This is a genomic window from Neptuniibacter sp. QD37_6 (assembly GCF_047778085.1).
Classification (GTDB): Bacteria; Pseudomonadota; Gammaproteobacteria; order Pseudomonadales; family Balneatricaceae; genus Neptuniibacter.
Genome location: NZ_CP180550.1, coordinates 2732765 through 2755376 on the forward strand (window position 1 = coordinate 2732765; position 22612 = coordinate 2755376).

General features: G+C 45.0%; 18 protein-coding genes, 2 tRNA genes and 3 rRNA genes. 1 reads left to right on the forward strand and 22 read right to left on the reverse strand.

Features of this window, described 5'->3' with window-relative positions; translation table 11 throughout:
- From acpS to rpoE, 12 genes are all read right to left on the reverse strand, one after another.
- A complete protein-coding gene (gene acpS / locus ACMXYO_RS13045; RefSeq protein WP_415885533.1) occupies positions 1-375 on the reverse strand; it encodes a holo-ACP synthase in 375 nt (124 codons plus the stop codon).
- On the reverse strand, positions 372-1142 hold the full coding sequence (gene pdxJ / locus ACMXYO_RS13050) for a pyridoxine 5'-phosphate synthase (RefSeq protein ID WP_415888102.1): 771 nt from the start codon (positions 1140-1142) through the stop codon (positions 372-374). Before pdxJ ends, acpS begins: the two co-directional genes overlap by 4 nt.
- 13 nt (positions 1143-1155) lie before the next feature.
- A complete protein-coding gene (recO, locus tag ACMXYO_RS13055; RefSeq protein ID WP_415885534.1) occupies positions 1156-1845 on the reverse strand; it encodes a DNA repair protein RecO in 690 nt (229 codons plus the stop codon).
- 5 nt (positions 1846-1850) lie between these two features.
- Positions 1851-2786, reverse strand: coding sequence for a GTPase Era (era, locus tag ACMXYO_RS13060; protein ID WP_415882154.1), 936 nt, complete (start codon positions 2784-2786; stop codon positions 1851-1853).
- A gap of 2 nt (positions 2787-2788) precedes the next feature.
- Positions 2789-3469: a ribonuclease III gene (gene rnc, locus ACMXYO_RS13065; protein ID WP_415885535.1), complete on the reverse strand. Its 681-nt coding sequence runs from the start codon at positions 3467-3469 to the stop codon at positions 2789-2791.
- On the reverse strand, positions 3466-3843 hold the full coding sequence (locus ACMXYO_RS13070) for a DUF4845 domain-containing protein (RefSeq protein WP_415885536.1): 378 nt from the start codon (positions 3841-3843) through the stop codon (positions 3466-3468). The genes rnc and ACMXYO_RS13070 overlap by 4 nt, the downstream gene beginning before the upstream one ends.
- An 11-nt stretch (positions 3844-3854) precedes the next feature.
- Positions 3855-4667: a signal peptidase I gene (gene lepB, locus ACMXYO_RS13075; protein WP_415885537.1), complete on the reverse strand. Its 813-nt coding sequence runs from the start codon at positions 4665-4667 to the stop codon at positions 3855-3857.
- 22 nt (positions 4668-4689) lie between these two features.
- Positions 4690-6489 carry a translation elongation factor 4 gene (gene lepA, locus ACMXYO_RS13080; protein WP_415885538.1) on the reverse strand — a complete coding sequence of 600 codons (1800 nt, stop codon included), beginning with the start codon at positions 6487-6489 and terminating at the stop codon, positions 4690-4692.
- Between the two features lie 110 nt (positions 6490-6599).
- Entirely contained in the window at positions 6600-8006 is a 1407-nt protein-coding gene (locus ACMXYO_RS13085) for a DegQ family serine endoprotease (RefSeq protein WP_415885539.1), read from the reverse strand.
- 33 nt (positions 8007-8039) lie between these two features.
- Positions 8040-8474, reverse strand: coding sequence for a SoxR reducing system RseC family protein (locus ACMXYO_RS13090; protein WP_415885540.1), 435 nt, complete (start codon positions 8472-8474; stop codon positions 8040-8042).
- Positions 8471-9298, reverse strand: a complete 828-nt coding sequence (locus tag ACMXYO_RS13095; RefSeq protein WP_415885541.1) for a MucB/RseB C-terminal domain-containing protein — start codon at positions 9296-9298, stop codon at positions 8471-8473. The genes ACMXYO_RS13090 and ACMXYO_RS13095 overlap by 4 nt, the downstream gene beginning before the upstream one ends.
- A 29-nt stretch (positions 9299-9327) precedes the next feature.
- Positions 9328-9909 carry an RNA polymerase sigma factor RpoE gene (rpoE, locus tag ACMXYO_RS13100; protein ID WP_415885542.1) on the reverse strand — a complete coding sequence of 194 codons (582 nt, stop codon included), beginning with the start codon at positions 9907-9909 and terminating at the stop codon, positions 9328-9330.
- A gap of 280 nt (positions 9910-10189) precedes the next feature.
- On the opposite strand from rpoE, the gene nadB reads away from it, so the two are divergent.
- On the forward strand, positions 10190-11785 hold the full coding sequence (gene nadB / locus ACMXYO_RS13105) for an L-aspartate oxidase (protein WP_415882163.1): 1596 nt from the start codon (positions 10190-10192) through the stop codon (positions 11783-11785).
- Here the strand turns inward: nadB and ACMXYO_RS13110 are convergent.
- The 10 genes from ACMXYO_RS13110 to ACMXYO_RS13155 form a co-directional block, all read right to left on the reverse strand.
- The gene (locus ACMXYO_RS13110; RefSeq protein ID WP_415885543.1) at positions 11766-12221 is read right to left on the reverse strand and encodes a protein YgfX; all 456 of its coding nucleotides are present in this window, start codon (positions 12219-12221) and stop codon (positions 11766-11768) included. The two genes, nadB and ACMXYO_RS13110, sit on opposite strands and share 20 nt — an antisense overlap.
- Positions 12205-12459 carry a succinate dehydrogenase assembly factor 2 gene (locus ACMXYO_RS13115; protein WP_415885544.1) on the reverse strand — a complete coding sequence of 85 codons (255 nt, stop codon included), beginning with the start codon at positions 12457-12459 and terminating at the stop codon, positions 12205-12207. The genes ACMXYO_RS13110 and ACMXYO_RS13115 overlap by 17 nt, the downstream gene beginning before the upstream one ends.
- A 219-nt stretch (positions 12460-12678) precedes the next feature.
- Positions 12679-12794: ribosomal RNA gene (gene rrf / locus ACMXYO_RS13120) — 5S ribosomal RNA — on the reverse strand.
- Positions 12795-12936: 142 nt separating this feature from the next.
- Positions 12937-15823, reverse strand: a 23S ribosomal RNA gene (locus tag ACMXYO_RS13125).
- A 218-nt stretch (positions 15824-16041) separates the two neighbouring features.
- Positions 16042-16117, reverse strand: a tRNA-Ala gene (locus ACMXYO_RS13130).
- A gap of 24 nt (positions 16118-16141) precedes the next feature.
- Positions 16142-16218, reverse strand: a tRNA-Ile gene (locus ACMXYO_RS13135).
- A gap of 68 nt (positions 16219-16286) precedes the next feature.
- Positions 16287-17826, reverse strand: a 16S ribosomal RNA gene (locus ACMXYO_RS13140).
- The 16S, 23S and 5S rRNA genes sit together here with 2 tRNA genes alongside, the layout of an rRNA operon.
- Before the next feature lie 606 nt (positions 17827-18432).
- Entirely contained in the window at positions 18433-18858 is a 426-nt protein-coding gene (locus ACMXYO_RS13145) for a universal stress protein (protein ID WP_415885545.1), read from the reverse strand.
- 2 nt (positions 18859-18860) lie between these two features.
- Positions 18861-21395, reverse strand: a complete 2535-nt coding sequence (locus ACMXYO_RS13150; protein WP_415888103.1) for a TRAP transporter permease — start codon at positions 21393-21395, stop codon at positions 18861-18863.
- Positions 21396-21558: 163 nt separating this feature from the next.
- The gene (locus ACMXYO_RS13155) at positions 21559-22539 is read right to left on the reverse strand and encodes a TAXI family TRAP transporter solute-binding subunit (RefSeq protein ID WP_415885546.1); all 981 of its coding nucleotides are present in this window, start codon (positions 22537-22539) and stop codon (positions 21559-21561) included.
- Positions 22540-22612 lie beyond the last annotated feature (73 nt).

The following is a 22612-nucleotide window of genomic DNA, read 5'->3' on the forward strand; positions in this document are numbered from 1 at the left end:
TCATCCCTCAGCAATAACAAACGCAACAATGTAATCTTTCTCGTCACTGTAACTTAGATGCATACATGCAACTTCAAGCTTTTCAGCGCGCTCTGCAGCACCTCCAGATAGACTCACTTCGGGTCGACCATTCTTATCTTTCGTAATCTCAATATGCTTCCAACTAACGCCTCGCCCAATACCTGTGCCTAAAGCTTTAGATACCGCTTCTTTGGCACAAAAACGTTTAGCTAGAAACAGAGGTGGATTGGATACTTTGAGGAACTGTTCATATTCGGAAGTAGATAAGATACGTTGCGGCAAGGCAGGCGTTCTGTCCAACGCCTGCTCCATGCGGCTGATCTGAAAAATATCGGTCCCGATACCTCGAATCATCGCTTTAATGCATCTCTTTGCGGCTGAATTCGAGCTTGGGCCTGAAGCATCTGTTGCTTAATTTCAGATACCGCTTCTTTTAAACCAACAAATAAGGCACGCGCAATAATCCCGTGGCCAATATTAAGCTCATTCATCTCAGGAATTTCAGCGATCTGCTCAACATTATGATAATGCAAACCATGGCCGGCGTTTACAATCAGGCCTTCTTGGTAAGCATAGGTAGCTGCTTCACGGATACGTTTCAGCTCATCTGCCTGTTCTGCAGAAGATTTAGCTTCTGCGTAGGCACCTGTATGCAATTCAATCACTGGAGCACCACAACGAATAGTTGCATCAATCTGTGCTGGCTCCGGATCAATAAATAGAGACACCTCGATACCTGCCGCAGCTAATCGATCACAAGCTTCTTTCACCCGCTCTTCTTGACCAGCGACATCCAAACCACCTTCGGTCGTCAACTCTTCACGCTTCTCTGGAACTAAACAGCAATGAGCAGGCTTTACATCTTCAGCAATGGCAATCATCTCTTCAGTCACAGCCATCTCGAAGTTCATACGTGTCTGTAATGTCTCTTTCAAAAGATAAACATCACGATCTTGGATATGGCGACGATCTTCTCGCAGATGAATTGTAATACCATCGGCACCAGCCTCTTCCGCTAGCGCAGCAGCCTGAACAGTATCCGGGTAGCGTGTACCACGCGCTTGGCGAATCGTAGCGACATGGTCAATATTGACCCCTAATAACAAACGGGATGGTTCAATCACACCACTTTCCTCACATTTTTTGAAATAGCTCTCGGCTACGCAAGGGCTTTTGCCCCAAAGCACGATCAATTAAATTTCGCATCAAGCGCTTAGCAGCTCTGCGAACTTGAATATCTGAATAATCATCAACAGCAATCGCAGACAACTGCCAACCATAAAAACAAGACGCCTTATTTTTATCTGTTACTGCGCCAACAGGAACAAAGCCATGTTCAGGGTTAAAACAATATACTGAATCAGCAGATTCTTGTTCCAGCTCTGGCAATACACCAAGATCATCAAGTAAACGATGCTCAAAGGTGCGTAGCGCCCCCTCTATATCTTCACCAGATACTAACTCATTTAAAACATACTGATAATAAACATAGAGTTTCGGGTGACTATCAAATGGCTGGAGCAAACGTTCTAACAATTCATTTACATAAAGTCCACAAAGCAGCGCATCGCCATTCAGGAACAACATAGCAGCAACAGGCTCGGCTTGAGTTAATGTTTTGAGATCGTTACGTCCACGCCATGTAACCTGAATAGGTACAAAAGGTTGTACTGATGCACGTAATTTTGATTTGGGTCTGCGTGCGCCCTGAACAACAGCGGAAACTTTACCATGTTCTAGAGTGAAGAAATCAACGATAAGACTGGTATCGCGATAAGGGCGGTTATGGAGGACATAAGCCGCCTGCGGATCAGAATGACTCATGCTTTTTAGGTATTGTCATAACCCAAACTACGTAATGCCCTTTCATCATCCGCCCAACCACGACGAACTTTAACCCATAGGTTAAGCATTACTTTAGCATCAAACATACGCTCCATATCCATGCGAGCATCACGGCCAATTGTTTTGATTCGAGAACCTTTATCCCCAATAACAATTCGCTTCTGACCATCACGCTCTACTAGGATTAGCGCACTCACATGGAGAACACCATTTTTTGCGTATTTAAACTCTTCAATCTCTACAGTAGTACCGTAAGGGATCTCATCCCCTAAGTTACGCATCAGCTTTTCACGAACCATTTCCGCAGCCATGAAGCGTGAGCTTTTATCTGTTAGCTGATCTTCAGGAAAGTGATGCATACCCTCAGGAATATGCTTGGCGATTAACTCTTCAAGCTGCTCTACGTTATGGCCATCTTTAGCTGAAAGCGGAATCATTTCAGCAAAGTCCATACGCTCAGAATGTGTCTGCATCTGAGGTAATAAAGCCGTTTTGTCTTTCAGTTGATCAACTTTGTTTACAGCTAAGATAACCGGACAACGAGCATGCTTGACCTTGTCCAGTACCATCTGGTCTTCTTCAGTCCAAGCAGTTCGGTCAACAATAAAAACAACAACATCAACATCACGCAATGCGTCTGATGCAGCTTTGTTCATATAACGGTTTAAAGCTTTTTTCCCGTCATCTTTATGTAAACCTGGGGTATCCACATAAACAATCTGTAGATCATCTTCAGTTTTGATACCCATAATCTGATGACGAGTTGTCTGAGGCTTACGCGAAGTAATACTCAATTTCTGTCCTAAGATGTGGTTCATCAATGTCGATTTACCAACATTAGGGCGACCAACAATCGCTACGAAGCCACATTTTTGATCTGGATTACGAGGCTCCAGCAGGTGCATTAAATCTTCAGCCATAACTATTTCTCCACCTGCAACTCTATCAGCGCATGTTTTGCTGCTTCTTGTTCAGCCTGTCGGCGACTACTACCAATACCTTTTGCAGGCTTAGCTAAACCTGCCACTGTACAATCGATATAAAAGGTTTGATCATGAGCTTCGCCCTCTACATTGATTAATTCATAAGTTGGCAAAGCTAAACGACGCGATTGTAGAAACTCCTGCAAGCGTGTTTTAGAGTCTTTAAGAGTCTCATTTAGGTCTAATTTCTCTAAACGCGCTTTAAACCAAGAAAGAATAAATCCACGGGCTGTTTCCATATCGGAATCTAGATAGATGGCACCGATAATAGCTTCTACAGCATCAGCTAGGATTGAATCTCTACGAAAACCGCCACTCTTAAGCTCACCGCTACCTAAACGCAGGTAATCGCCTAAACCCAATTCACGAGCTACTTCAGACAAGGTAACTCCTTTAACCATACGCGCACGTAAACGGCTTAATTCACCTTCTTTAGCTTGAGGGAATCGTGCAAACAGATCATCAGCGATAACAAAGTTCAAAATAGAATCACCTAGAAACTCTAGACGTTCATTATTCTTCTTACCGCAACTACGATGCGTTAGTGCCAACTCAAACAAAGATTCATCGGCAAATTGGTGCCCTATACGACGGACCAAATCGGATACAGGTTTAATCAAGGGGCTTCTGCTTCATATTCGTTAGTGAAAAAAACAACCGCATCAACGTTCCCAAACATTGGAACACGTACCTCGTAATCAAGCGTAGCGGTAATAATTCCGTCTTCCTCAACAATAGTTAAAGCATCTTTTTCTGGTAGCTTAATTTGATTAATTACCAGTTTTTTTAAAATTGCAATTCTAATGCCCTTAGGTCCCTTTTCCACTTCATCTGAGTCATTCATTGCATCAGCAAGCACTGAATTTAAAGTTCTGTTATCTATATATGCAGGGAATAATTTAAATGCGATAGAAAACAAAAAACCTGCAACAATAAGCGCTAACAAAATAGAAAAAATTGACGCACCTGCTTGTTGCTTAAGACTAGATCTCATATGAGCCTCCATTACTCAATCACACGAACATCGCCAAATGACGGTACACTTAAAAAGGTAGGCCAATGCATCCAAACTGCAAATGCCTTACCTACTAGAAGATCTTCAGATACAAAGCCCCACCTGCGACTATCATTACTATTATCGCGATTATCTCCAACCATAAAGTAATGACCTTCAGGTACAGTCCACTCCATATTCTGAGCTGGTCTGCGAACATCTCTATACATTTGATGTTCAACACCATCTAAATTTTCATTAATCAACAAGCGCTGTGGATTTTGTGGCGGTAATTGAGCCAACAACTGTTGGGATTGCTCTTTTCCGTTTATAAACAACTTCTTATTCTGGTAACGAATTACATCGCCCGGAAGCCCCACTACTCTCTTAATATAGTTAATAGATGGTTTTTCAGGGAATTTAAATACAACCACATCACCACGCTCAGGATCATTAATCTCAATAAACTTAGTATTCAAAACAGGTAAACGAAGCCCATAGTGAAATTTATTTACCAAGATAAAGTCGCCAATTTTCAACGTCGGTAACATTGAGCCAGATGGAATCTGAAAAGGCTCTACTAGGAATGACCTTAATACCAAAACGATGAAAAGCACTGGAAACATTGATCGACCCGTATCGACCCAACCCGATACACGATTAATCTGTTCAATGGCTTCATCAGGAAGCGGTCCTTCCGTCTGGGCAGAAGCAGCTCTCAGCTTTTCATCTCTTTGTGGTTTCAAAGAGATTCGGTCGTAGAACCAAACGATGCCGGAGATGAAAGTTAACGCAACCAGTACTAATGCGAAATCAAAATCCATCTAACAATGCCCTTCCTGATAATTAGCTATCAACTTTAAGTACTGCAAGGAACGCATCCTGTGGGATCTCTACACTACCCACCTGCTTCATACGTTTCTTACCTTCTTTCTGCTTCTGTAGCAGTTTCTTCTTACGGCTTACGTCACCACCATAACACTTCGCGGTTACGTTCTTACGCAATGCTTTAACTGTTGTACGAGCAATGACCTTACCACCAAGAGCAGCCTGAATTGCCACATCAAACATCTGACGAGGAATAACCTCTTTCATCTTTTCACATAGCTGACGGCCACGGAATTGAGCATTATCACGATGCAGAATAACGGCTAAGGCATCGACCTTATCACCATTGATAAGAATATCCATACGCACCAATTTCGCTGGATCAAAGCGTACGAAATTATATTCAAGAGAAGCATAACCACGACTTACAGACTTCAAACGGTCGAAGAAATCCAAAACGACTTCCGCCATCGGCAATTCATAAGTAATCTGTACTTGATTACCTACATAGTTCATCTGCTTTTGAATACCACGCTTCTCGACACAAAGCCCGATAACTTGTCCAAGGTAATCTTGTGGAACAAGGATATTGGCTTCAACAATTGGCTCTCGCATCTCATTAATAGAGCCTGGATCCGGAAGCTTAGATGGGCTATCAATCTGAATAACATCACCATTATTCATCTCCAACTCGTAGATTACGGTTGGAGCTGTTGTGATCAAATCAAGATTATATTCACGTTCTAGCCGCTCTTGAATAATCTCCATGTGCAGCATACCCAAGAAGCCACAACGGAAACCAAAACCAAGTGCATCGGATGTTTCAGGCTCGAAGAACAACGAAGCATCGTTCAACGTCAACTTATCCAGAGCTTCACGGAAATCCTGGTAATCATCTGAGCTTGTAGGGAATAGACCCGAGTAGACCTGCGGTTGTACTTTCTGGAAACCAGGAAGGCTCTCTACTTCGGGAGTCTTAACATGGGTCAGTGTATCACCTACAGGTGCACCATGAATGTCTTTAACACCTGCAACAATGAAGCCTACTTCACCTGCGTGCAAAACACCGGTTTCTTTCTGTTTAGGTGTGAAAATACCTACAGATTCAGCCTGATAATTTTGACCTGTAGACTTAACTAGAATCTTGTCTTTCTTACGCAGCGTACCTTGAGTTACACGCACAAGAGAGACAACGCCTAAGTAATTATCAAACCAAGAATCAATAATTAGGGCTTGTAGCGGAGCATCAACATCACCTTCAGGTGGCGGTATTTCCTTAACTAATTGTTCGAGAACGTCTTCGACACCCATACCGCTCTTAGCTGAACAGGCAACAGCATCAGAGGCATCAATACCGATAACTTCTTCAATTTCAACACGCACTCGCTCCGGCTCTGCCTGAGGCAAGTCCATTTTGTTTAGAATGGGTACTACTTCTAAACCTTGCTCGATTGCTGTATAGCAGTTAGCAACTGACTGAGCTTCTACACCTTGTGCAGCATCTACGATTAAAAGCGCGCCTTCACAGGCTGCCAGAGATCGAGATACCTCATAGGAGAAATCCACGTGGCCTGGTGTATCGATAAAGTTAAGCTGGTAAGTTTCACCATCTTTTGCTTCATAGTTCAGAGTTACACTCTGCGCTTTAATGGTAATACCACGCTCACGTTCCAAATCCATGGAATCAAGAACCTGAGCTTCCATTTCACGGTCACTTAAGCCACCGCACATTTGGATAAAACGATCGGCCAAAGTCGACTTGCCGTGGTCGATATGGGCAATAATAGAAAAATTTCGGATATTTTTAAGGTTGCTCACGTGCAGGCTACCGCTACTCTAATACTCGCTGGAAAGGCGCAAGTTTACAGCATTTGCTTAAACTGGGCTACGAAAAAGGGGGCCTTAGCCCCCTTAGAATTTTATACAACTTAATCCGATACTCGTAATGGAATAAATAACGGACTTCCTCGCCTAACAATCCGCATCGGAACCGACTTTCCAGGTGCTATATCGGTAGATACTCTATTGAAGTCAGAAACACTGGCGATCTGTTCGCCATTTAGCATAGTGATGACATCACCAACCATCAAACCTGCATCTGAACCTGGCCCTTGTAGAACTTTACGAACAACAACGCCTTTACTCACTTGCCATTTTTCTTTACGTTTTTGGTCAAGTTCAGCGACCTGAATATTTAGACGATTGCCTTTATCCTCTTTTGGCTTTCGAACGTTAGTTTTAGCAAGTTCATCCTGCGTTGGTAATGCCTCGACTTCGACCTTAATTGTCATTTCACGCCCCGCACGAATGACTGAAACCTTAGCTTTTTTACCTGGTTTAACTCGACCTACATGGTGAGGTAAATCTGAAGATCGAATAATATCCGCACCTTCAAATTTAAGAATAATATCGCCCTCTAGAAGACCGGATTTTTCTGCTGGACTATTAGGTAACACTTTTGCCACTAAAGCCCCAGCCGGCTTATCTAAGCCAAATGATTCAGCAAGATCACGGTTAACCTCTTGAATGACCACACCAAGCCAACCGCGGGTAACATAACCATGTTTCCTTAATTGATCCGCAACATCCATCGCGACATCAATAGGTATAGCAAAGGATAGCCCCATAAAACCACCGGAACGAGTGTAAATCTGAGAGTTAATCCCAACGACTTCACCATCCAGATTAAATAATGGACCTCCAGAATTACCTGGATTAATAGCTACATCAGTTTGGATAAACGGAACATAAGTATCTCCTGCTAATGCACGTTCTTTAGCACTAACAATCCCTGCTGTCACACTATGATCAAAACCAAACGGAGAGCCTATCGCTAGTACCCACTCACCAACATCAAGCGCTTTAGACTCTCCCAGCTCAACTGTCGGTAGATCCTCAGCATCAATTTTTAACAACGCTACATCAGAGCGCTCATCAGAACCGATGACTTCAGCTTCTAACTCTCTACGATCAGCTAAGCGCACGATAACCTGATCAGCTTCCGCAATAACATGATGATTTGTTAGTAAATAACCATCTTCAGAAATTATGAAACCAGACCCTAAGGATTGAGGAGCTCTACGACGTGGGCGCTCACCCTGTTCAAATTCAGGCATACGAAAGAAGTGACGGAATATTTCTGGGATTTCTTCACCATTTGGTCCCTGAAATGGGTGTTGTTGACCCTGTCGCGGGCTAGTTTGAACAGTACTGATATTCACCACAGCAGGAGAAGCCTCTTTTACCAACGATTTAAAATCGGGCAAGCTTGCAGCATGAATCGGTAGTGCAATAAGGATAATCGTTGCGACAATGAATTTTGATATAGATTTCATAAAACACTCACCTATGTCTATCAAAAAACGGGGTTAGATAACTTTAATTAGCGTCGGTTGATATTGGCAGGAACTAAAGAAAGCGGAACTACTAAAACGAACAAAAACAAAACCTGCGATAAGAGAGATAAAGGAAGAAGCGATCACAACCAGCTCATCTCCCCAGATAAAATCTCCTATTACGGCCCCAAGAAATAGCGCTAACAATGGCAACAAATACATAAAGACAGTTGCTTTAATAAATGCTCCCTCTTCTATGCCTAAAAGCACACTATCGTCAGCTTTTACGTGAAGAGAAGTTGGATTATTAACGAGAAAAATAAACCGTTTCTCTTGCCCAGCCTGCACTAACAGCTTTTGTCCACAACCATTTCGAGCAGCACAACTAGCACAAGCGCTCTGGCGCATGGTTTCAACCCATACGCCTTGCTCATTAACCTCTACAACTTTCCCGCTTTCTTCAATCATTTACGTTCTACTGAAGCGGCAATACGCTCCGCAATCATTAGAGGAACATCTCCAACGACTGTTACAAATTGATCGCCAATACGTTTACCCACAGTTACCATACCCTCTGACTGAACAGCACCTTCAGGAACGGACTGACGACCATATTTTTCAACACAAACGGTAAATGAATGGCGTCCATTACTGAACATTTGTACTTCAGCGTGCGCCATCACATCTCTACGTTTACCGGAAAAACCTTCTGGCAACCATGTTGCTTCCCAACCAGATTCTTGGTGTGAAAGCATATGTTTATGCTGAGATACATAGCGCTCTACGCCTTCAGATAAACGAATAATTTCAGGCTCTTGCCCCTGTGATGAAATCATCGAACGGTTACCAAACTGCGCTCTGACTAGATCATCGGAAACTGCATTGCCCGGAAGAACGTAGTTCGGGCGATTATCAGCAATCGTATCGTTCTCAGGCTGATTGTAAGTTTGGGCGCCCAAAATCACCATTGCCGTCACAGAAGCGGCTGCTGTCATGCTAGCAAGAGGTTTCCAAAAAGAATTTCCTTTAATTTCGGACTTAACTTCGGGTGCAGCAGTCACAACTTCCAAATCAGGCTCTTGATCTAGGGCCTGCATAACCTGACCACTAATATCAAAGCCGCTCAATTCTGCTTCTTCATTTTTCATAACTGAGCGAACTAAATGATATCGCTGCCATTGCTCAACCAATTCTGGCTCCTGCTCTATGCGATCAAGAGTACGTCGTAACTCAAAGTCTGCAACTTCGCCATCCATCAATGCCGAAACAGATTCTGTAGATCGATCATCCATAGAATTTACCTCAATTTACCTTTGCAGGATCAGCTCGCTAAAAGCGGCATAATTTCTTTATCAATTGCTTCACGTGCTCTAAAGATACGTGACCTCACAGTGCCTACGGGACAATCCATAACCCCAGCAATCTCCTCATAACTCATACCTTCAAACTCTCTGAGTGTTAAGGCCACCCTCAAGTCTTCAGGTAGTTTATTCAGAGTTTTCCGAATCACTGCTTCCAGCTCATCCTTGTACAATTTGTTTTCCGGTGTCTCAATATCTTTCAAAGCATTATCACCTTCAAAGAACTGTGCATCGTCAACATCCACATCAGCAGGACGCCTACCACGAGCGACAAGGTGATTTTTGGCTGTGTTGATAGCAATTCTGTAAAGCCATGTATAGAAAGCACTATCCCCGCGAAATTTTGGTATCGCTTTATAAGCCTTGATGAAAGTTTCTTGCGCCACGTCCAATGCTTCATGTTGGTCGTAAACATAACGACCAATCAACGCAACAATTTTATGTTGGTATTTTTTTACCAGAAGATCAAAAGCACGTTTATCGCCTGCTTTTACCCGCTCGACTAGCTTTTGATCAACTGCTGTCTGACTTTCACTCGACACTCAATATTCCTTAAACTGTCCTTAATACCTATCTCTATAAATATAGAAGCTAAAACAGCAATAACTTTCAACTAATACAACATATTACCTCATCAGAGTGCCGGAACACTTCTATGAGCCTTCAAAACTGCTTAAGTTCCCTGAGTCCAAAAAAAAATGCAAAATTGTTGCCCAATTCCAATGAAACGCATCTAATAAGCTAGTTTTATCCTCAAACTTACCACTAAAATATACACTCACTTTTTCAAGCCAAGAACCCTCTAGTTAAGAAGAGCACAGCATGACGCAACACTATCACTACGACGCTTTAATTATTGGCAGTGGCGCTGCTGGACTCAGCATGGCCCTCCACCTAGCTCAAAATGCGCGTGTTGCAGTTCTTAGTAAAAGAGAACTTAAGAGTGGTTCCACATGGCTAGCTCAAGGTGGTATCGCAGCAGTACTCGATACTGAAGATAGCACACAAGCACATATCGAAGACACCATGTCTGCTGGCGGACACCTTAGTCATAAAGACGCAGTGGAATTCACAGTCGAACACGGCAGAGAAAGCATTGACTGGCTGATTGAACAAGGCGTTCCTTTTACCCAAGATAGTGACGACTACCATCTAACCAAAGAAGGCGGACACTCTCATCGCCGAATCATCCATTCTGCAGATGCAACAGGAAAAGCGCTTCAGCAGACATTGATAGAGAAAGCCAAAGCCTCTGAAAATATCGATCTATTCGAACACCATATTGCGGTCGACCTAATTACACGAAAGAAACTAGGATTAGCACACAACCGTTGTGTTGGTGCTTACATTCTTAATGACGAAACAGGACACGTAGAGGTATTTCAAGCTCCTCATGTTGTGTTGGCTACAGGTGGTGCATCAAAGGCCTATCTATATACAAGCAATTCGGATGGTGCCACGGGTGATGGTATCGCAATGGCGTGGCGTGCTGGCTGCCGTGTCGGCAACATGGAATTTAATCAGTTCCACCCTACCTGCCTCTATCACCCACAAGCAAAATCATTTTTGATTACAGAAGCCGTGCGTGGTGAAGGTGGAAAACTTTTGCTTCCTGATGGCAAGCCGTTCATGCATAACTTCGATGAGCGAGGCGAATTAGCACCCCGTGATATCGTTGCTCGCGCAATAGACCACGAGATGAAAAGACTCGGTAGCGACTGTTTATTTTTAGACATCAGCCACAAATCTAAAGAATTTATTAAGTCCCATTTCCCGACCATCTATAAGCGTTGCAAAAGCTTAGGCATCGACATCACTAAAGAACCGATTCCAGTTGTACCTGCTGCCCACTACACATGTGGTGGTGTCGTGACAGACGAAAAAGGCCGCACCGATATTCCGGGACTTTATGCCATTGGCGAAACCTCGTTTACGGGGCTTCATGGTGCCAATCGATTGGCTAGCAACTCCCTTCTAGAATGTCTTGTGTATGCAAAATCCGCATCAGACGATGTCGTTCAATCACTAACCGCACCTTTGGACGAATCAATAATTCCAGCGTGGGATGAATCCCAAGTAACTAACTCAGATGAAGATGTAATTATCTCTCACAACTGGGATGAGATACGTCGTTTCATGTGGGACTACGTAGGCATCGTTAGAACGACTAAACGACTTCAGCGAGCTAAGCACCGCATAGATCTTTTACAGCAAGAGATTAGTGAATATTACAGCAACTACAAAATTAGTAACGACCTACTAGAGCTTCGTAACTTAGCCGTCGTTGCAGATTTGATTATTCGCTCAGCAATGTTAAGGCAGGAAAGTCGCGGACTTCATTACACACTAGACTTCCCAGAACAGGGTCCTGAAGCACTAGATACAATCTTAACGCCAATCAATTTTCACTGGAATTAAGATTATTCAGCGGACTATGTAATAATAGAACCCGTAGTCGCCTAAATGCATTTTCGTTGAAGCTCCGACGCATAATTACAACAGGGATAGTGTAAAAACGACAGTCGGTTTTACACAACATGACAATCACAAACGGAGTGATCACCTTTTGCTTAATACGGCTCACTTCAATTCGTTGCTGGTTTCTCTGCAGCAGCGAAATTCCTCCACTTTCCCCATTCCATGTAATACCAACAATGGCTAGAGGGGACGTCAATAGCACCCTTTCATTTAAATAAAAAAGGAAACTAAAAAGAAGTGCTGCTGTAGCTAGACCAGCAATGTGTAACGGAATAGCAGCATAAAAAAGTGCAAAGCACGCACAAAAATGCACCCCACAATAGATAACAAGCAGGGTACAGGAAGGAGAGATGGATTCATTATTTAGGCTGAACACGCTCCAGAATAATCCTCACAATCCTTTGCAAGTCTGGATCAGCTGGCACTGCGCGCTCCATAAGCCACACAAATAGATCCTGATCTTCCTCATCTAATAACTTAACAAAGCGATCTTGATCAGCTTCATCTAGGTCTGCAAAAGCCTCTTCTACAAACGGAACAAAAAGAACATCAAGTTCCAACATACCACGTCGACTCTGCCACTTAAGGCGACGAATATCATCTTCAGTATACATCTATTAATTTTTCCTTAGAGGTTTCGCATTGCGCGCTAAGCATACCAGAAATAAGGAAGAAGGCACTAGCGACAAGAGTCTATAGCAGTTGCTAGTTGCTAGGGTGCGCATGCAGATCAAGCATAGTGTAAATACTTCGTTCAGTATTGTTTTGCTTTCGTTAGCCCAACACGAAAAAACCCCGATCACAGCGTGACCGGGGTTTTCTCTTAATTAAATGCTTGGCGATGACCTACTCTCACATGGGGAAGCCCCACACTACCATCGGCGATGTTGCGTTTCACGTCTGAGTTCGGGATGGATTCAGGTGGTTCCACAACTCTATGGTCGCCAAGCAAAACTGTTACAACTTAGATCTGATTCTTCTTTTATTTGATCTAGATAGTTCTTCGACTGTAGCTTAACTACGCGCTAATTCGTTACTCTCTATCGTCTTACATATCTTACAAGTCACTTGCCAAACGCCTTGGGCGTTATATGGTCAAGCCTCACGGGCAATTAGTATTGGTTAGCTCAACGCCTCACAGCGCTTCCACACCCAACCTATCAACGTCGTAGTCTTCAACGGCCCTTTAGGGGAATCAAGTTCCCAGTGAGATCTCATCTTGAAGGAGGCTTCCCGCTTAGATGCTTTCAGCGGTTATCCCGTCCGAACGTAGCTACCCGGCAATGCAATTGGCATCACAACCGGTACACCAGAGGTTCGTTCACTCCGGTCCTCTCGTACTAGGAGCAACTCTTCTCAAATCTCAAACGCCCACGGCAGATAGGGACCGAACTGTCTCACGACGTTCTAAACCCAGCTCGCGTACCACTTTAAATGGCGAACAGCCATACCCTTGGGACCGGCTTCAGCCCCAGGATGTGATGAGCCGACATCGAGGTGCCAAACACCGCCGTCGATGTGAACTCTTGGGCGGTATCAGCCTGTTATCCCCGGAGTACCTTTTATCCGTTGAGCGATGGCCCTTCCATACAGAACCACCGGATCACTAGAACCTACTTTCGTACCTGCTCGACGTGTCTGTCTCGCAGTCAAGCACCCTTCTACTCTTGCGCTCATTGCATGATTTCCGACCATGCTGAGGGTACCTTCGTGCTCCTCCGTTACTCTTTGGGAGGAGACCGCCCCAGTCAAACTACCCACCACACAATGTCCCCGATCCCGCTTAGGGAACTGGGTTAGAACCTCAACATTACCAGGCTGGTATTTCAAAGGTGGCTCCACCCTATCTGGCGACAGGGTTTCAAAGCCTCCCAGCTATTCTACACAAGTAATGTCAAAGTCCACTGTGAAGCTGTAGTAAAGGTTCACGGGGTCTTTCCGTCTAGCCGCGGGTAAACTGCATCTTAACAGCTATTTCAATTTCACTGAGTCTCGGGTGGAGACAGTGTGGCCATCGTTACGCCATTCGTGCAGGTCGGAACTTACCCGACAAGGAATTTCGCTACCTTAGGACCGTTATAGTTACGGCCGCCGTTTACCGGGGCTTCGATCAAGAGCTTCGCGCAAGCGCTAACCCCATCAATTAACCTTCCGGCACCGGGCAGGCGTCACACCCTATACGTCCTCTTTCGAGTTTGCAGAGTGCTATGTTTTTAATAAACAGTCGCAGCCACCTGGTATCTTCGACCGGCCTCAGCTTAGGGAGCAAGTCCCATCACCAAAACCGGCGCACCTTCTCCCGAAGTTACGGTGCCATTTTGCCTAGTTCCTTCACCCGAGTTTTCTCATACGCCTTAGTATTCTCTACCTGACCACCTGTGTCGGTTTAGGGTACGGTTAGTCATAACCTGAAGCTTAGAGGATTTTCCTGGAAGCATGGCATCAACTACTTCAGTCCATAAAGGACCTCGTCATCGATTCTCGGTCTTAAAAGAGCCCGGATTTACCTAAGCTCTAAACCTACTATCTTAAACGCGGACAACCAACGCCGCGCTAGCCTAGCCTTCTCCGTCCCCCCATCGCAGTTATGAGCAGTACAGGAATATTAACCTGTTTCCCATCGGATACGCTCTTCAGCCTCTCCTTAGGGGCCGACTCACCCTACCTCGAATAGCGTTGGATAGGAACCCTTGGTCTTCCGGCGGGGAGGGTTTTCACCTCCCTTATCGTTACTCATGTCAGCATTCGCACTTCTGATACCTCCACGGTGCCTTACAGCTTCCGCTTCAACAGCTTACAGAACGCTCCTCTACCATGCACAAAGTGCATCCGTAGCTTCGGTGTTATGCTTAGCCCCGTTATATCTTCCGCGCGGGCCGACTCGACTAGTGAGCTATTACGCTTTCTTTAAAGGGTGGCTGCTTCTAAGCCAACCTCCTAGCTGTCTAAGCCTTCCCACATCGTTTCCCACTTAGCATAAACTTTGGGACCTTAGCTGACGGTCTGGGTTGTTTCCCTTTCCACGACGGACGTTAGCACCCGCCGTGTGTCTCCCGTGATTGAACTCATGGGTATTCGGAGTTTGCATCGGGTTGGTAAGTCGGGATGACCCCCTAGCCGAAACAGTGCTCTACCCCCATGGTTAGACACGAGGCACTACCTAAATAGTTTTCGAGGAGAACCAGCTATCTCCGAGTTTGATTAGCCTTTCACTCCTATCCACAAGTCATCCGCTGGCTTTTCAACGACAGTCGGTTCGGTCCTCCAATGCATGTTACTGCATCTTCAACCTGCCCATGGATAGATCACTCGGTTTCGGGTCTACTCCTAGCGACTGGACGCCCTATTAAGACTCGGTTTCCCTACGGCTCCGCAAATGCTTAACCTTGCCACTAAAAGTAAGTCGCTGACCCATTATACAAAAGGTACGCAGTCACCGTCCGAAAACGGCTCCCACTGCTTGTACGTACACGGTTTCAGGGTCTATTTCACTCCCCTCACAGGGGTTCTTTTCGCCTTTCCCTCACGGTACTGGTTCACTATCGGTCAGTCAGGAGTATTTAGCCTTGGAGGATGGTCCCCCCATATTCAGACAGCGTTTCACGTGTGCCGTCCTACTCGATTTCACTTTAAAAGACCTTTCACATACGGGGCTATCACCCACTATGGCCACACTTTCCAGAGTGTTCTGTTAAATCTAATAAAGCTTAAGGGCTGGTCCCCGTTCGCTCGCCGCTACTTAGGGAATCTCGGTTGATTTCTTTTCCTCTGGGTACTTAGATGTTTCAGTTCCCCAGGTTCGCCTCTAATAACCTATGTATTCAGTTAAAAGATACCTATAAATAGGTGGGTTTCCCCATTCGGAAATGTCCGGATCAAAGGTTGTTTACCACCTCCCCGAACCTTATCGCAGGTTACAACGTCCTTCATCGCCTCTGACTGCCAAGGCATCCACCGTGCACGCTTAGTCACTTGACCATATAACCCGAAGGCGTCTGGAATCACAGTAACTTGTATTGCTAGTAACGATAGATTTCGCCGAATTGGCGCATGCAGTAAAACTACATGTCTTAAATCTAAATCAAATGAATCAAATCCAAATTGTTAAAGAGCGTTTAAAGCAAAAAAGCTTTAAAAGATAATGTCAAAACCGACAATATGTTTTAAAACTCTTCCTTTCTCATCCACAAGGATGATGGTGGAGCTATGCGGGATCGAACCGCAGACCTCCTGCGTGCAAAGCAGGCGCTCTCCCAGCTGAGCTATAGCCCCAAGAAAAACAGTAAGGCTATTGATTGGTAGGCCTGAGTGGACTTGAACCACCGACCTCACCCTTATCAGGGGTGCGCTCTAACCAGCTGAGCTACAAGCCTACACCGTTGCTCTTAACTTCTCTGATCAGATAATTCGTGTGAACGCTTGCCGAGAATCGGCTTTCGTTTAAGGAGGTGATCCAGCCCCAGGTTCCCCTAGGGCTACCTTGTTACGACTTCACCCCAGTCATGAACCACACCGTGGTAACCGCCCTCCCGAAGGTTAAGCTAGCTACTTCTGGTGCAATCCACTCCCATGGTGTGACGGGCGGTGTGTACAAGGCCCGGGAACGTATTCACCGCGACATTCTGATTCGCGATTACTAGCGATTCCGACTTCATGGAGTCGAGTTGCAGACTCCAATCCGGACTACGACCGGTTTTCTGAGATTAGCTTACCCTCGCAGGTTCGCGGCCCTCTGTACCGGCCATTGTAGCACGTGTGTAGCCCAACTCGTAAGGGCCATGATGACTTGACGTCGTCCCCACCTTCCTCCGGTTTGTCACCGGCAGTCTCCTTAGAGTTCCCACCCGAAGTGCTGGCAAATAAGGACAAGGGTTGCGCTCGTTACGGGACTTAACCCAACATTTCACAACACGAGCTGACGACAGCCATGCAGCACCTGTCTCAGAGTTCCCGAAGGCACGAAACTATCTCTAGTAACTTCTCTGGATGTCAAGAGTTGGTAAGGTTCTTCGCGTTGCGTCGAATTAAACCACATGCTCCACCGCTTGTGCGGGCCCCCGTCAATTCATTTGAGTTTTAACCTTGCGGCCGTACTCCCCAGGCGGTCTACTTATCGCGTTAGCTGCGCCACTAAAAGATCAAGTCTCCCAACGGCTAGTAGACATCGTTTACGGCGTGGACTACCAGGGTATCTAATCCTGTTTGCTCCCCACGCTTTCGCACCTCAGTGTCAGTATCGGTCCAGGTAGTCGCCTTCGCCACTGGTGTTCCTTCCTATATCTACGCATTTCACCGCTACACAGGAAATTCCACTACCCTCTACCGTACTCTAGATTGGCAGTATCAGGTGCAGTTCCAAGGTTGAGCCCTGGGCTTTCACATCTGACTGACCAATCCACCTACGCGCGCTTTACGCCCAGTAATTCCGATTAACGCTCGCACCCTCCGTATTACCGCGGCTGCTGGCACGGAGTTAGCCGGTGCTTCTTCTGCAGTTAACGTCACAGCTAGCAGGTATTAACTACTAACCTTTCCTCACTGCTGAAAGTGCTTTACAACCCTAGGGCCTTCTTCACACACGCGGCATGGCTGCATCAGGCTTGCGCCCATTGTGCAATATTCCCCACTGCTGCCTCCCGTAGGAGTCTGGACCGTGTCTCAGTTCCAGTGTGGCTGATCATCCTCTCAGACCAGCTAGAGATCGTCGCCTTGGTGAGCCATTACCTCACCAACTAGCTAATCTCACGCAGGCTCATCCAATAGTGCAAGGTCCGAAGATCCCCTGCTTTCCCCCGTAGGGCGTATGCGGTATTAGACCAAATTTCTCTGGCTTATCCCCCGCTACTGGGTAGATTCCTACGCGTTACTCACCCGTCCGCCACTCGTCATCAACTAGCAAGCTAGTCATGTTACCGTTCGACTTGCATGTGTTAGGCCTGCCGCCAGCGTTCAATCTGAGCCATGATCAAACTCTTCAGTTTAAATCATTTGTGTTACCAGGAATGTGGTAACGGGCTCTAGTACTAAACAACCGGATAACATTCTTAAGAACGTTAAACCTTTGTAAATCGCTTTAAATGAATTCACTTGGTTGCTTGTCTAGAAAAAGTTTGCTTCTTCTCAACAAGCGCCCACACGAATTATCTGATCAAATTGTTAAAGAGCGTTGCTTTTTTGACGCTCAACACCACGTGCTGTTCGTCTCAAGCGAGGCGCATATTCTACTGCGCGCTCATTCAAAGTCAACCGTTTATTTTGCAATTTTGTAAAAAGTTTTTACTCAGCAACCGGACTTTGAATCCTACTCCGTAAGCAATCTTAAAAACCAATGTTTTCAACCACTTACCAAGCACCTCACTCAGCTCTGCAGCCCCTTAAAAAGCGGCCTCCCTAAGCAAGGACGGCGAATTCTACAGACATCTGAAAAAGGGTCAACACCCAATCTTAAAAAAAGTGTAAAAGTTGTAAAAAACTTACAAAACACCCCGAATCGATCAAAGACCAACCAACGGCGTATAAATACTAGCCAACAGATACAAAAGAGGCACTGACTTTTTACCTCAGCGCCTCTTATTTTTAGCTAATAGCTAATTTTTTAGAACTAACACCGAACATTTTGCCCTTTCGGTCACTTTAGCCGTTACAGAGCCTAACATCACTTTTTCTACTGCACCGTGTTTTTGTGCACTCATGATAATAAGATCTGCACCAATTTCCGATGCCCGCTTAATAATCTCTTTATGTGCCTTGCCTTCACGCACTTCTACATCAAAAGGAACATTTCCTAGCTTTTGATTGGCAATATTTTCTAATTCTGACTTCATTGCAGCCAAAGCCTGTTCTATTGCTTCTTTAGGAAAGTAGGATGCAACCATTGGCATTTGAAAGCCCGGCAGTATCGACATTAAATGAAGTTCAACGCCTTCATCGATGTATTTTGCCACCGCATTCAACGTTGAGATTGTTCCCTTACTATCTTGAAGGTCTACCGGCACTAGTATTTTTTTAAACATGACTAATGTGCTCCTTCTAATTCTCTGCGGCGTTTTTGCATTGTTGCCATAGCAAATAGGAGTAGTAATACAGGAATCCATACCAATTGTTTTGGCGGGCGATCAGCTTCAACTTCAATTGCTTTAATTTCCCAATCAAAATCCAACCCAACTTTTTGAGCATCACTATCGAATGTCACCATATCCACAATGATCTTGCCTTCTTCCTCTCTAAGCATCAGACCTGCTGCTTCAATCTTCTCTGCACCAGTTCCTTTTTCAGCTAAAGGCAGCTCTACTGTTTTATTAACAAAGTCACCATCAATGGTTTCACCAGCCACACGCATTCTTAGCGGTCTGCCTGCTGGACTCTCTTCCGCTATCTGCTCTATTTGAACAGGTGCTACATCATTAATTGGTGGATAAAACTCATCCCAAACAGCTCCCGGCCTAAACATTAAAAATGCAATCGCTAGCAATAGGATTGTTTCATACCACCGATTCTTAACCATCCAATAACCTTGCGTTGCTGCTGCAAATACCAACATTGCAACCAAAGCACCAAAGATAGTCATCAATAAATGAACAGGGCCTTCAATCCCAATCAAAATCAACTCGGTATTGAAGATAAACATAAATGGCAGAACTGCTGTTCGAATATCGTATGTAAAACCTTGAATACCGGTACGAATTGGATCAGAGCGAGCAATTGCTGCTGCAGCAAATGCAGCCAAACCAACCGGTGGCGTATCATCAGCAAGTATCCCGAAATAGAATACGAATAGATGTACTGCAATAAGCGGCACGATCAAGCCATGTTCTGCACCTAGGGTAACAATAACCGGGGCCATCAAGGTTGAAACCACAATGTAGTTAGCCGTTGTAGGTAACCCCATCCCCAAGATCAAACTAATGATCGCGGTGAACAACAACATTAAGAAGATGCTGCCACCGGAGATAAACTCAACAAACTCGGTCATTACTAGACCAATACCTGTTAAAGTCACAGTACCAACTACAATACCTGCAGCCGCAGTCGCAACACCAATACCAATCATGTTACGCGCGCCACTTACAAGACCGTTGAGCAAGTCCTCAACACCATGCAGTAGATAATCACTCCACGCCTCAGCCTCTCTAAACGCCGCCTTTAACGGTTTATGCGTCAATACAATAAAGACCATAAACAGGGTAGCCCAGAATGCGGAAAGTCCTGGCGAAAAGCGCTCTACAGTTAAGCACCATACAAGAACAACTACCGGCAAAAGATAATACAGGCCTGATTTTACCGTTGGCCCAGTTTCAGGAAGTATCACCACATCTGAATTTGGATCATCCATATGAAGATCCGGAGAACGTGCCGAATAGCCAACTAACCAGATATAGGAGACCAAAATTACCAAACCTGCAATCAGATAAGACCAGCTCCCCATATACTCTTTTGTCCAACCCAAACCGTAATATACAGCGAGCGAGACAACACAAGTGCCGACTATAATCATTGCCCAAACAGACAATTTCTCAGCCAAAGTTGCCGTATTGCGTGTTGGCAAACCTTTCATCCCTGCTTTCAGAGCTTCTAGGTGCACAATGTAGATAAGTGCGATGTAAGAAATCAGCGCAGGTAATATGGCATGCTTAATAACTTCTATATAAGAAATACCAACATACTCAACCATAAGGAAGGCAGCAGCCCCCATGATCGGAGGTGTTAATTGACCATTTGTAGAGGCTGCAACTTCTACAGCACCCGCTTTATATCCAGGAAAACCAACCCGCTTCATCAACGGTATTGTAAAAGTACCCGTTGTCACTACATTGGCGATAGACGAACCAGATACCAAACCACTCAAGCCAGATGAAACCACTGCAGCTTTAGCCGGTCCACCACGCATATGCCCAAGCAATGAAAACGCAACTTGCGTGAAATAATTACCAGCTCCGGCTTTATCCAATAACGCACCAAACAGTACAAAGAGGAATACAAAACTTGTAGAAACACCAAGCGCTACACCGAACACACCTTCTGAGGTTAACCACTGGTGGGACATCGCTTTATTTAAGCTCGCCCCTTTGTGTGCAATAACCTCTGGCATATAGGGGCCAGCAAATGTGTACAACAGGAAGATACCTGCGACTACCATAAGTGGTGGCCCTAATGCACGACGCGTCGCTTCAAGCAGTAAAACCATACCGCTTACAGCGACTGCAATATCCATTGTGATAGGCGCACCGGCCCTATCAGCCAATTCGCTATGGAAGATCACAAGGTAACTTGCAGCAAATGCAGCCACTAGCGCAAATATCCAATCGTGCCATGGAACAATAGTGCGCGAAGAACGCTTAAAAGCAGGAAATGCAGTATAAGCTAGAAATACTGCGAAGCTAAGATGAATCGCTCGAGCCTGAGTATCATTAAAGACCCCAAAATCGAACATAAAAGGTAGAGGCGAAGCATACCAGAGCTGAAAAAGTGCCCAGCAAAGCGCCACACCCCACAACAATTTACCAGGAAGTCCTTCTGGAGCTCGCGCCCCAGAATCTGCCTGGGCCACCATTTCCTGTACTTCTTGGGAAATGCTAGCTGAAGAACTGTTCTGATTATCAGTCACACAATCACCGTTTTAAAACAGCTTGTAATAATTATATAGAGCTAACCCTGAGTAAAAGCCGTAAAGCAAAACGGGGACATAATGTCCCCGCTGCCTATCAAGCTCACTCTTATAGAAGGCCTGCTTCTTTGTAGTATTTAACTGCACCCGGATGTAGTGGCGCAGATAAACCATCTTTCACCATCTGCTCTTTCTTAAGATGCGCAAAAGCTGGGTGTAGCTTACGGAAAGTATCGAAATTTTCGAATACAGCTTTCACCACTTCGTAAACTACTTTTTCAGGTACTTTCGCTGAAGATACGAATGTTGCACCTACACCAAATGTTTGCGTATCAGCATCATTACCACGGTACATACCGCCCGGAACTGTTGCCGTACGGTAGTAGCTATTATCGCCAATAAGTTTCTGAACCGCTGCACCATCAACATTTACAAGCGTGCTGTCACAAGAAGTTGTAGCTTCTTTAATTGCACCACTTGGGTGGCCAACAACGTAAACCATCGCATCGATTTTGTTATCACAAAGTGCGCTTGCTTGCTCAGATGCTTTTAATTCAGACGCTAGAGCGAAATCTTTCATCGTCCAGCCTTTAGCTTCCATCAGCACTTCGATAGTACCGCGCTGACCAGAACCTGGGTTACCGATGTTTACACGCTTACCTTTTAGGTCATCAAAGTTTTTGATACCAGAATCAGCACGTGCAACTACAGTGAAAGGCTCAGGGTGAACTGAGAATACTGCGCGTAGATCTTTATTCGCGCCAGTATCTTTAAATTTGCTAGTACCGTTATATGCATGGAACTGCCAATCAGACTGAGCTACACCCATATCCAATTCGCCTGCACGGATAGTATTCAGGTTGTAAACTGAACCACCTGTAGATTCCACTGAACAGCGGATACCGTGGTCTTTACGGCTTTTATTCACCAAACGGCAGATTGCACCACCTGTAGGGTAATAAACGCCGGTTACACCGCCTGTACCGATAGTGATAAATTCTTGTGCTGATACTGCAGTCGAACCCCCCATGGCAGCTAAACCAACACCCATCGCTAACAAACTAGAAGTAACCGTCTTACGAAATGCCATAACAAACTCCATCTATTATCTTTTTATAATTAGAGCCATACTTCTGGCTCTTTTTTTTACCCATCTTCTTTGA